The following is an 11,345-nucleotide window of genomic DNA, read 5'->3' as shown; positions in this document are numbered from 1 at the left end:
ACTTTTGACTCCTTCAGTACCATTCTGATACCTTTGAATGGCCTTCAATTTCTCATCTAAACTGAAATTAGACAAAAAAACTGCACCTCCATTGTTAGTGGTGTCTAACAAATGGGGTGCAGTTCAACACTCGGCTGCCTTTTCTATGTCAAACGGGCAGTTCATTATTGGAACTGCCTTTTTTTATTTTTCTATTATTAATTCTGGTCAATATTTTTATGAAAGAGGTAAAATAAATGAGATCCTTTTCCAAATTATAACATCTAGAATAAGGAGATAGGAGGGATGAAAAATGAAATTAAGTAAGATGGGGTTATGTATCATTATAATATTATCTACATTAATGAGCACTCTTGGAGTAACAAGTTTAATTATGTCTTACAAAGTGACTTCTTGGATTAAGAATATCGCGCAAATTAAGTTAGGTTACTTAGAAATTTTCAAGAAATATTCCTTAGAAATAAATACTCTTTCTGTGTTATCCTTTATTCTATTTCTGCTTACAATTTTTATTTTAATGAGAATAATTCAAAGTAATCCTTTAAAATTAAAAATCATTCTTTCCTTAACTTTTTCAATAATAATTGGCACTTATTTATGTCTTAGCCTCATTATTTTTCATAATATAGATAAAATTATTGAATTGAATCATCTTGTTTATCAACCGAAGACGATTGAGAAATCAATTTCAGACAAGATAATAAGTTTGCATTCCAGTAATACTGAGGAGATTGAAATTAATTCATCAGATCATACCAAATTACATGGATGGCTTATTAAAGGTTCAAATGAATTAAAATCGCCTCTAATCATTTATTTCGGAGGGTCAGGGGAAGAAGTATCAGATATGATGTCAATTGTTCAGAGATTGGATGGATGGTCAGTAGCATTAGTGAATTATAGATCATATGGACTGAGCGAAGGAGAGCCAACTATGGATAAATTATATAATGATGCTACTCTCCTATATGATTACTTTTCCAACAGAAGCGATATTGATGGTAAAAAAATTGTTTCAATGGGATATAGCCTAGGAACGGGAGTCGCAGTTCACTTATCTAGTGAGCGTTCAACGATAAGTACAATACTCGTTTCCCCATATGATAATTACTCTAAATTATTAAGCAAAAGAATTTCAAACACTTTGAAGTTGTATAATATGTTTCCATTATCTTATTTTATGAAAGAATCCTTCAATTCAATAAGTAAGGCTTCCTCCATTCATACACCTTTATTAGGCATAGCAGGAGATCTAGATAGAAATATTCCCATCGAATATTCGAATAAACTTGTAGATGAATGGGGCGGTGAAAAGAAAATGAAGACGATACATTATGGTGATCATTTTTTCATTTTCTCGAGCGACGATGCCTGGGCAGAAATAAGGAGTTTTCTGAATGATATTTAACGGGTATTTATGACAGTATCAGATTAGCGGGGGTGCAATTAAAAAGTGGAAGAGTGCAATGTCCATATATTGCACTAATAGGTAAGAAGGTTTTTCCATTTTTTCAATGAATACTTGTAGAATCATGATATTGGAGGGATAGAATGCTAAGTCTTTTAAATGGCTCTTTTCCAACTGATAAAAAAATTGCTAGTGTACACAGCATACCAATTACGAAAGATGGCTCAATGATTATGGTTTGGGATAAAAATGAGAAGGCGCTTACAACATTCGGTGGGAGAATTGAAGGCAATGAAGAAATTAATACGGCTTTAAACCGTGAGTCAATTGAAGAAGCAGGTCTTATTTTAGAATCTAAAAGAGTTCCTATTGCTGCTTGGTATTGGGAGAGTACGGATACATATACTGTATTTGTTATGGCTAGAGTAAAAGATTATGTAATCATGCCCGAGGGATTTGAAACAACAGGTAGAGTGACCATGAATTTTGAAACAGCGCGGCAACTTATATTGAAAATTGAAGGCGAGGGGTTACGACTTGAGCTATTAGAGATTGCTGAATCTGTATTTGAACAACAATTCAAATGTTAATATGCTAGCTGGGAAAGCTATTTTAACGAAATTTCCACCTAGGCCAACGTGCTGCATTTACAGATCATAAAGAAATGGAGATATTAGAACAACGTTTATTAAACTTGAATGCACATTGTGTACTCTTAACTTTGTCTCCGGATATCGTTGAATCGAGGTATGTTGAAAGTCGCGGCGAAGAATGGAAATCATTTGTTATGCAATATCATTCCGCAACAAGTAAAGAGGAGACATGCAACCGTTTTTTAGAGAGTCAAGAAAAGTTGCGTAATTGTGCAAGAAGATCGCGGATCCCGACTTTGGAAATAAACACGGATCATGTAGATTGGGACTTTTATGCAAGGAGAATTTTAGAAACGTTAAGCCTATAGGGAATGTTTTGATCATGTAACAATGGGGATTGAACTAACTAGGAACGTTAGCTTAATAAACCAACATTGAAGGCAGCCGACAATTTACAAAATGATTTACCTTGGTATTTGAGCTAACGGACACTATAGCACAATAAACAGGGACCAAATTGCCGCGGCAGCTGTTCCCTGTTTTCATGAAGCAACTGGCAGTTTAACGCAGGATTCCAAAGTTTATTCGTCCAAGTATGTTCAGTAATGCATTTGCCCTAGGAAGGAATCAGAAATTTGAAATAGGGTTATTGTACCAATAGCTTAGCAAAATCAGAAAAACAAATTTTATTCAATGGTGATATTATGAATATCTATGGTCATCTAAATAAGGTTACTCGAATTTTTTTAGATTTAGTATCCGAACCAAGTAATTTTAATCCTCCAAAAATTATAGATAGACTTAGGGAATCTTGGACATACATTGAGAAGTACATTAAAAATGCTCATCCAAAATGGACAAATAATTGGGATAAAACAATAATGAATTTAAACCCTAATGAACTAGCTATCTCTGAAGATATGGTAAAAGATACACGTAAGAAAATAGATAAATTAATGAAGGAACGAAGAGTCATGTGATGTTTGTCAGGGTCAGCTTCATTATTATACAGATATAAGCAGTAAAACAGTTGTAAAGGAATGCACAACATGTGGTTGTTTATATAACGGTAAGTATGGAACTAAAATCGGATGGGGAAAAGATATTTCTTTAAGGCCTGCAAATAAAAGTGAATTAGAAAGTGAAGGAATTCTGGGATGATGATAATACAGGAATTCTGCAAAAATGCGTAACCCCTCATTTAACGCCTCGGCTGGCTCCCAACGAACTGTTGGAGGTCTGTTCCGCTAACGGGGAACGATAGTTAAATACTTTAAGGGCTGCCGCATGGCAGCTTTTCACTCCGATCGGGCAAAACGAGTACCGAGTAAGTTTCAATTGACTTTCCAAGCTGGAATTTGGTGTTGACTTCGAAGAATAGTACAAAAGGGAGCTTGGGATTAACGTGGAAATGAAAACTTTGGAACAAATACCGAGTATAACCAAATGTACTGGTTTAACTTGAAAGAATGGATAGGAGTGTGATCCAGTGAGCTGGAAAAAAGCAGCCATTGCGACAGTAGTTGGAATGCAAGTCATCATGACATGTACTTTCGACGCATCAGCGGAAGGGGCAACTGTTGTTTGGAAGCCCATACCTAGTGTGCAGCCGGAGTTTCAGCACGAAATGTTCCCTTCGGAGGTACCTGAATCAGGTAGAGTGCCTTCCGTTATTCGGTTGCTGAACAATATCCCTTTTTATGACAAATATGAGGATTCCGGTGGTCCACCTCAGGGCTATCTAGCTCCTCAGGAAGTGCAAGTAGTCAAGGCAGGCATGCCATGGTCAGATACGTATAATTGGTGGAAAGTCAGCACCTGGCTTGGCGATAAGTGGATCAATGTGCCTTCAAATGCGTTGGACGTCACTCCTCCAAAGCAAGTATCGCTGCTGGACAATACACGGATGTACGCCAACCCGAATACCAATTCACCATCAACGGGTTCATTGGCACCACAGGATGTCGAAGTGGTGGCTGCTACGAAAAGATGGTTTGTTGCCGATAACTTCGATGACGGCGCGATGACATGGCTGCAAATTCATACGACATGGCTCGGTGATCAATGGATTCGAATTCCCCTTAATCGTATTGGCACGCTGCATAGCTTAGTGCCGGAGAAAGATTATTTCATGAACGAAAGTATACCGGAAGGTGTTGGGCAAATAACCGCAGAGTTCATTTCGCCATTCAGCAGCACGGGCTATCGTGTGGAGACTGTAGGCGGTGTTCAATGGATGTTTTACCGAGGTGCGAAAATTGAAGAGTCCCAAGAAAGCTTGGAGCTGGATACGCGAACAACGCTTTTTGCACAACCATATTCATATGGGAAAGAGGTGGCAATTCTTCAGCCTCAGAACGTGCAAGTTTTCGAGCGAATTAACAATAATCCATATGGGAATTCAGCAGATGAACCGATCTGGTATCATGTTCATACTTCCGCTGGGGATGGTTGGGTGAATAAACAGTTTGCCGATCCTATTGCTGCTAAACCGACAGATGTGGCCATTGAATTGAAATCAAATGCACAGCTAATGAACTACCCCTCAGGTAACTGGTATAAATACGCACAAGCGTCGCCTCAAATTATTCACCCGATTCGTTATTGGGATGATACGCTAGGGAACCGTTGGTACCAGATTGATTCTTATGTCGGACTTGTTTGGTTGAAATTAAATCCATATTCCGATCATATTGTGGGTGAAGGATTTGATCCGGCTATAGACATGTCCTTTTACACATTATATTACAACAGTGCAAAGATTGATGGCGAAGAGCTAAAGTTTCAAGATCGAAAAGTAGGATATATACGCGATAACACTTGGTATGTATCCATTCCGTTTCTATCCGAAGGTTTCCGTTACGATAAAAGTGAGTCAGGCGGCTGGACGACGTTCCAGAACAGCAAGTTTGGTAATGGTTTTCGCATTCAGACCGGTTCATTGCAGGCAACAACACTTTGGAATGGTAAAGAAGTTCAGCAGGTGAGCTTGACAGCAGTACCACAGATCTCGTCAAACGGAGAGATATTTCTAAACGAAGCTGATGTACGGAACTTGTTCGGTTCTCTTATAGCTAAGGTTGATAACTCCCTTACATTCACCCTTCAGGCGTACAATGTGACTGCTCTTGCTATTCCCGCTTCAGTCGATTCAGAACAGTTGGTACTTCATGTAGACTTCCGGGACAGCACCCAACAGCTCCCAGTCAATGCTTCACCTGAGTTAAGACCCAAGTTGACAGTAGAAGAAATTGGAGCCCCACCAGCAGAGGCCGTTCAGACCTACTCAAAATGGATTGCACCCATTCAGTGGGGGATGGCTTTCTTCCAATATCAAGCAGCCAAGCCGCTGAAGATTGGGCAGAACCAGCTGCGGGCTAGACTTGAGATTAGTGATAGGATTTTATGGCAACAAGAATTCACGATTTTGAGGACTAAATAGAATAAACTTTGTATCATGCAGGATGATTTATCCACAACAAAATCATCGTTAGGCTAACGCAAGCGACAAAGGTTTTCATGTAGTCTTATCGAATTCTATATATTAAAATCGTCTCTAATCCGTAAAAGGAGGGGTGGATGTTGCTTAAAAAGTTTCTTTTCGTTCAAGTACGAAATGATGTGGTTTTGCTCCATGCAAAGTCTATACGATGAACAACGGCGGTTGTTTGTATGGAGCAAAAACATAGGGTGCCGTCGTAAAGTTTAAGGATTCGATAACTGTTTACAGTATAGACTTTGCTACCTTAAAACTCTAAAAAATTTTAAGGAGCAGAGTTACAATGAAATATTTAAACGCTGAAGACATCCTGCCGGAACAAATATTGAAGGAAATACAAAAATATGTACATGGCGGGGTCATATATATTCCAACACCTGAAGAATGGCGTAAGAAATGGGGTCAAAGTTCCGGGAGTAGAGAATATTTGAACACCCGTAATGAAGAGATCCGTCAAAAGTTTTCAAAAGGTGCGTCTATGGATGAACTTTCAGATTTATTCTATCTCTCACGTCACAGTATTAAAAAAATCATTTATTCTAAAAAATAAGTTACTGAAAAGTCACATCAAATCATCCTGATGTGGCTTTTTTGAGTAAAATATGATTCCTAGTCAATGATTATCCAGTCTTAAGCTGCGATCCTTATTATACTTAGACTATCAATGATACAGGAGGTTCATGGAATGGATAATCATAACGTGAAAAAAATTTGGAATGAATGGTCCGAAACGTGGTACCAAAAATACAGAACGGATCAAGCAATTTCAAAAATAATCGATAACCCCGAGACAGCATTTCATCATACGACTTACGCTATGCTCAAAAAGGGACTTCCATGTTTGAAAGGGAAGCGAATTTGTGTACCTTCAAGCGGAGATAACCATGCAGTGTTCGCGCTTCATTTGATGGGGGCATCCGTAACCTCAGTCGATATTTCGGAACGACAATTAGAACATAGCGCTGCAATCGCTAATAAATACGGTTGGGATATTGAGTTTATTTGCGATGATACAATGGAGTTAAGTAAAATTAACAGTAGCGAATATGATTTTGTTTATACCTCAAATGGTGTTCATGTATGGATTCATGACTTAAATGCTATGTATCAAAATATTCACAGAATTCTTAAAGATAATGGAATTTATCTCATGTATGAGCTTCATCCCTTTAACCGTCTATTCGGTAATGATACCGAGAAAATCACAGTGGTTAAACCCTATCACGCGACAGGCCCTATTATTATTGAAAACGTACCCAGATATACCTGGCGTATGCAGGATATCATGAACGCCATGATCACATCAGGTTTATACATGAATCATATTGAAGAAATGTATGCAGAGGATGGTTCATTTTGGGTTGATGAACATGTAGATGGAGAAAACATACTTTCAAAAGAAAAACTCGATCAATTATGTAACTGGAAATCGAATCCCATGGCAGCTCTTCCTCAATGGTTATCGATGAAAGCAACGAAATTAAGTCAGTAGACTTGTTAAAATTAAAGGAAAATAGGGGAGTGTGAAGTGTTTTGGACAGTTCAAATATAGTGATTGACATTCTCTTGAGGAAATACAAAGCAGACCAGAAATGGACTCGCATAGTGATCGAGCAGTTATCTGAAGAGGATATCTCCTGGTCACCGACACCCGAGAGTAACAGTATCATTAATTTGATTGCGCATATTTCAGGGGCAGCACGATATTGGTTTGATGCCGCATACTTCGGTGCTCCATTGAACGAGTACAGGAGCATCGAATTCGAACGTGGATTACAAATGTCGAAAGATCAGGCACTGGAAATTTCGAAGAAATCATATGACTGCATCATTGCAGTTATTGAAATGATGAAAGCGAATCCTGAGCGACTACTGGAACAGCCGTATTTAAATTACCCACCGTTCGACTCCGCTGGTTTGAACAATCAATCTACCGTTCTAGAAATGCTTTTACATCAATTCAGACATTTGCCTAGTCACACGGGACAAATCATATACATAGCAAAAATGAGAAAAGGGAATTTAGTGTGGGAGTGAAACTTCGTTCAGCCACTTCAATAACTCTGTGGGACGGTATGGAGAACATTTCGTAGTAATAGACATACACAAGGGGGATGAGAGCCAAACCTATGACAATCAACAGGTATTTTGAGATGGTCTATTTACTAATCAGCAAGAGGAGAACAACTGCCAAAGAGCTCGCGGAACATTTTGACGTTTCTACACGTACGATCTATAGAAATGTTAATACCTTAAGTGAGGCAGGAATACCTGTTCATTGCAGCAAAGGAAAGAACGGCGGGATTTCGCTTTTGGACAACGAATCGATCGTGTCTTCTCAGGTCATGTCTGAGGAAGAGCGAGATGTGTTTCTGATTGCTCTCCAAAACCTTACTGCCAATAGCTATCCCGAAAGTGATGATGTGCTTTGCAAGCTCAAGAACTTTTTTAATCAAAAATAATCACTGTAAGACCATAGGCGTGCTGGAGTTCATAGCGCATACAAGAAGATCTCAGGAAGTCTATTGGAAGCACGAAAATGTACTATAGCTACTGCTGCAGTAATGGTGCGATAATTTGGCGGAACACATCTACAGGGTACTGTTCTTTTTTTCGTTTATCATTGGTTAGAACAACAACGGTCTTAAGACTAGGAACTACATAAATATATTGTCCTCCATATCCACGGGCGTAATAGTACTCGACAGATTGGGGGGACGAATCGTTTGGTGCAACAGGGTATGAATCAGTCCACCAATGCCAGCCATAGTAGCCATGGCGTGGACCTTCCACGAGGAATGCGGATTGTACTGAACGTGCGACCAGATCCTGTGAAATGAGCTGTTTGTTATCCCATTTTCCTTGCTGCAAATATAGCTGCCCGAACTTGAGCATATCTGAGGGGGAAAGCCAAAGTCCAAATCCACCTGTATGAATGCCTTGAGGGTCTATTTCCCACTTATAGGATTCAATTTCAAGAAACCCAAACAAATATAACTCGGCAAAGCGGGCAGTTGTCATACCCGCTGCTTGTACCAAGATGGCAGACAATAATTGTGAAACCCCTGAATTGTATTCCATCCTAGCTCCAGGAGAATCCGATAAGGGCTGTTCCAAAACAAAATTAATCCAATTAGGTGATCTAGTCATACGTGGGAAGGAATTCTGTCCACCAAACTCAGTCCAATTAAATCCGGCAGACATCGTCAACAGATGCTGAAGTGTAATTTCCTGTTTGCGGGAATCACTGTACAAAGCAAGCTGCGGGAAAAATGCGGATATGGGTGTCATTAGTGGCGGCAGCAATCCCTTATCGATTGCGATACAAATCAGCGAAGCTAGGACGCTTTTGGTGCATGAGTTGATCCTTGCTATTGCTGTTGCCGTTTGAGGATCTCTATAGTGTTTGAAAATAAGCTGTCCTTGTTGAGTTATTAAACAACTTCTCAAATCCAGTGGTGCAATAGCAGTAAATAATGATGAGACATTCATAATAGCCTTCCTTTTACAGTAGTAGATGTAATCCATTCAGATTCAACATGTATCATACCATTTGCGATATCTGTATGACAAAACGGCGGAAAGCGTCATGAACCGATGGTCAATAAATGAGAACTTATAAAACACCAAAGGATAAAGTAAGGCGTGTAACGTTGCGGTGACGATAGTGCAATTAAAGGAACGATAGCTTAAAGTAGGTAATTATGTTGTTAAAAAGGAGCTTCTCATGGATCAAAAAAAAGTTTTACTTTATGGAATTTTAGCTGGAGTACTTCTTCTTTTTTTAAATAATTCAATAGCACATAGTACAATAAAAAGTCTTTTTGATAGCATGCCAATTGCTTATATTACTGTTAGAGGCATGCTCTATATTTTATCTTTTATTGGTATTTTAACGGTGGCTTTTTGTTCAATAGAACTGATAATAGAAGTACATAAACTCAGAAAGCAAAAATGACCTTTTTTTGTTCATAAAGCGGAGAACGTTAGTTCAAAAATTACAAGTAGGCAGCCGATCATATCGGCTGTCTATTTCTTTTGAAGCCACAAGGATTGATCCTACACGAAATCGTATGAATCTTTCATTATTCTTTCATTAGCCTTCTTTATTATGAATTATAGTGAACGTCTAGTTGCAGAAACCGCAGATACCTTTCCGTATCCAATTCTCCAATAAGCTTCTACTCTCATCGTCATCTCGCTTCAAACATTATATTAAAGGAGAAAATCATGAAAAAATTAGTCTTATCCCTATTCATTGTATTATTTGTATTTGGGACTTCATTGTCGCAGATTCGGCCTGTGTATGCAGCTGAGAACGATTTTACTTTTACAGTCGGTTCCAATGGCGCGACGGTAACGGACTACAAGGGCACGGATTTGAACGTGGTGATTCCCGCTGCGTATGCCGGTACGACGGTAACCGAGATCGGGCGATCAGCATTTGATACGTACGGTACGGGCAAACCTAAAATTACGAGCGTCGTGATTCCGAGCAGCGTGAAGGTAATTCAAACCTATGGATTCCGTTATACTAGCCTCACTTCCATAGACCTTCCTGACAGCTTGTTAACAATCGGATCCAGTGCATTCGAAAACAATCCTCTAACTTACGTCGAATTTCCAGATAGTGTGACGATGATCGGCAACTACTCTTTCTATATGAATAATTTGACATCAATTAAATTGTCGGAAAATTTGAAGACGATTAACGGTGGAGCTTTCGACACTAATCACATTACGAAACTAGTCATTCCAGCAGGCGTAACGAAAGTCGATAGCAGCTCATTTTATAATAACAACTTGACAAGCATAACTGTGTTAGGCAATGCAACAACTTTTGGGACAGGCGTATTTGCGGGTAATCCGGGCAATCTGAAAATATTCGGAATTGCAAATTCACCCGTATATGCTTATGCGTCGAGTAACGGACATACGTTTGTGGACGGAACTGTGTTGTTTCAAGCGGTCGTCAGCGCCAAGTCGTTGTTAAATAGTCATCTGGCGGGCACTGGTGTAGGGCAAGTGCCGGCTAATACCTACAACGACTTGTCTGCAGCCTATCATGCAGCTATGATTTTTGTCGACGGAATCGGGAATGCGACCATCGCCTCCGACCTGGACAACGCCGCAATTCCTCTGACTTCTGCAATTTCAGCATTCAATGCGGAAATTATCAAGGCCGGCAATCCCGCAGCGTTGGTGGCGGCGATCACGGCGGCACAGCAGGCGATGACGAATCATCCGCAAGGGGTGAACGTGGGACAAACCTCGGCGGCAAATCGCAGCACTTTGCAAAACGCGATCACAGCAGCCCAGCAAATTTTCAATCAAGCTGGTCAATATCTGCAAGGCGAATTAGATGTGGCTGTGGCACAACTTGAAATGGCGATAGACACATTCGAAGACGTGATTATCACAGCTGGGAATCCTACAGCACTAGGCGCGGCGATCACGGCGGCGCAGCAGGCGTTGACGGATCATCCAGCAGGGGTGAACGTGGGACAGGCCTCAGTGGGGACGCGCACTGCACTGCAGACCGCGTCCAATGCGGCGCAGCAGATACTCGATAACGCGGGCAATTATACGCAGGATCAATTGGATGCTGCCGTTAACCAGTTAAACACAGCGGTTCAAGTGTTTAATGCCGCCGTTATACAAGCGGGCATACCGACAGCGCTGGGCGCGGCGATTTCGGTGGCGCAGCAGGCGTTGACGGATCATCCAGAAGGTACGGATGTCGGACAGGCCTCAGCGGGAACGCGCACCGCACTGCAGACAGCGTCCAATTCGGCGCAGCAGATACTCGATAACGCGAGCAATTACACGCAAAATCAATTGGATG

General features: G+C 40.3%; 11 protein-coding genes. 10 read left to right on the top strand and 1 reads right to left on the bottom strand.

Going from position 1 to position 11,345, the window contains the following annotated elements:
• Window positions 1-292: 292 nt before the first annotated feature.
• The 8 genes from GQF01_RS02485 (at window position 293) to GQF01_RS02450 (ending at window position 7,962) form a co-directional block, all read left to right on the top strand.
• The gene (locus GQF01_RS02485) at window positions 293-1,408 is read left to right on the top strand and encodes an alpha/beta hydrolase (protein WP_161405307.1); all 1,116 of its coding nucleotides are present in this window, start codon (window positions 293-295) and stop codon (window positions 1,406-1,408) included.
• Window positions 1,409-1,551: 143 nt separating this feature from the next.
• Complete coding sequence (locus tag GQF01_RS02480; protein ID WP_161405306.1) at window positions 1,552-1,998, top strand: NUDIX domain-containing protein; 447 nt, start codon at window positions 1,552-1,554, stop codon at window positions 1,996-1,998.
• Between the two features lie 707 nt (window positions 1,999-2,705).
• A complete protein-coding gene (locus GQF01_RS02475) occupies window positions 2,706-2,981 on the top strand; it encodes a hypothetical protein (RefSeq protein WP_161405305.1) in 276 nt (91 codons plus the stop codon).
• Window positions 2,982-3,490: 509 nt separating this feature from the next.
• The gene (locus tag GQF01_RS02470) at window positions 3,491-5,443 is read left to right on the top strand and encodes a hypothetical protein (protein WP_161405304.1); all 1,953 of its coding nucleotides are present in this window, start codon (window positions 3,491-3,493) and stop codon (window positions 5,441-5,443) included.
• Between the two features lie 340 nt (window positions 5,444-5,783).
• Window positions 5,784-6,050 (top strand): CD3324 family protein, encoded by a 267-nt coding sequence (locus GQF01_RS02465; protein ID WP_161405303.1) that lies wholly within the window; start codon window positions 5,784-5,786, stop codon window positions 6,048-6,050.
• Between the two features lie 135 nt (window positions 6,051-6,185).
• On the top strand, window positions 6,186-6,992 hold the full coding sequence (locus tag GQF01_RS02460; RefSeq protein ID WP_161405302.1) for a class I SAM-dependent methyltransferase: 807 nt from the start codon (window positions 6,186-6,188) through the stop codon (window positions 6,990-6,992).
• 74 nt (window positions 6,993-7,066) lie between these two features.
• A complete protein-coding gene (locus tag GQF01_RS02455; protein WP_235958819.1) occupies window positions 7,067-7,537 on the top strand; it encodes a DUF1572 family protein in 471 nt (156 codons plus the stop codon).
• A gap of 77 nt (window positions 7,538-7,614) precedes the next feature.
• The gene (locus GQF01_RS02450; RefSeq protein WP_161405300.1) at window positions 7,615-7,962 is read left to right on the top strand and encodes a helix-turn-helix transcriptional regulator; all 348 of its coding nucleotides are present in this window, start codon (window positions 7,615-7,617) and stop codon (window positions 7,960-7,962) included.
• Between the two features lie 88 nt (window positions 7,963-8,050).
• On the opposite strand, the gene GQF01_RS02445 is transcribed toward GQF01_RS02450, so the two are convergent.
• Complete coding sequence (locus tag GQF01_RS02445) at window positions 8,051-8,992, bottom strand: serine hydrolase domain-containing protein (protein WP_161405299.1); 942 nt, start codon at window positions 8,990-8,992, stop codon at window positions 8,051-8,053.
• 235 nt (window positions 8,993-9,227) lie between these two features.
• Here GQF01_RS02445 and GQF01_RS02440 point away from each other — a divergent pair, with 235 nt between their 5' ends.
• Together GQF01_RS02440 and GQF01_RS02435 are read left to right on the top strand one after the other, a co-directional pair.
• Window positions 9,228-9,458, top strand: coding sequence for a hypothetical protein (locus GQF01_RS02440; RefSeq protein ID WP_161405298.1), 231 nt, complete (start codon window positions 9,228-9,230; stop codon window positions 9,456-9,458).
• A gap of 272 nt (window positions 9,459-9,730) precedes the next feature.
• A partial coding sequence (locus tag GQF01_RS02435; protein ID WP_161405297.1) for a leucine-rich repeat protein occupies window positions 9,731-11,345 on the top strand: 1,615 nt, incomplete at its 3' end.

The sequence above is a fragment of the Paenibacillus silvestris genome (assembly GCF_009882985.1).
Lineage (GTDB): Bacteria > Bacillota > Bacilli > Paenibacillales > NBRC-103111 > Paenibacillus_E > Paenibacillus_E silvestris.
This window is presented reverse-complemented; position numbering and strand designations above follow the sequence as displayed.

Excerpts from the sequence above, each read along its gene's own strand:
- GQF01_RS02445 (WP_161405299.1), bottom strand. The coding sequence starts at position 8,992 with ATGAATGTCTCATCATTATTTACTGCTATTGCACCACTGGATTTGAGA.
- GQF01_RS02480 (WP_161405306.1), top strand. The coding sequence starts at position 1,552 with ATGCTAAGTCTTTTAAATGGCTCTTTTCCAACTGATAAAAAAATTGCT.
- GQF01_RS02475 (WP_161405305.1), top strand. The coding sequence starts at position 2,706 with ATGAATATCTATGGTCATCTAAATAAGGTTACTCGAATTTTTTTAGAT.
- GQF01_RS02450 (WP_161405300.1), top strand. The coding sequence starts at position 7,615 with ATGAGAGCCAAACCTATGACAATCAACAGGTATTTTGAGATGGTCTAT.
- GQF01_RS02440 (WP_161405298.1), top strand. The coding sequence starts at position 9,228 with ATGGATCAAAAAAAAGTTTTACTTTATGGAATTTTAGCTGGAGTACTT.
- GQF01_RS02485 (WP_161405307.1), top strand. The coding sequence starts at position 293 with ATGAAATTAAGTAAGATGGGGTTATGTATCATTATAATATTATCTACA.
- GQF01_RS02465 (WP_161405303.1), top strand. The coding sequence starts at position 5,784 with ATGAAATATTTAAACGCTGAAGACATCCTGCCGGAACAAATATTGAAG.
- GQF01_RS02460 (WP_161405302.1), top strand. The coding sequence starts at position 6,186 with ATGGATAATCATAACGTGAAAAAAATTTGGAATGAATGGTCCGAAACG.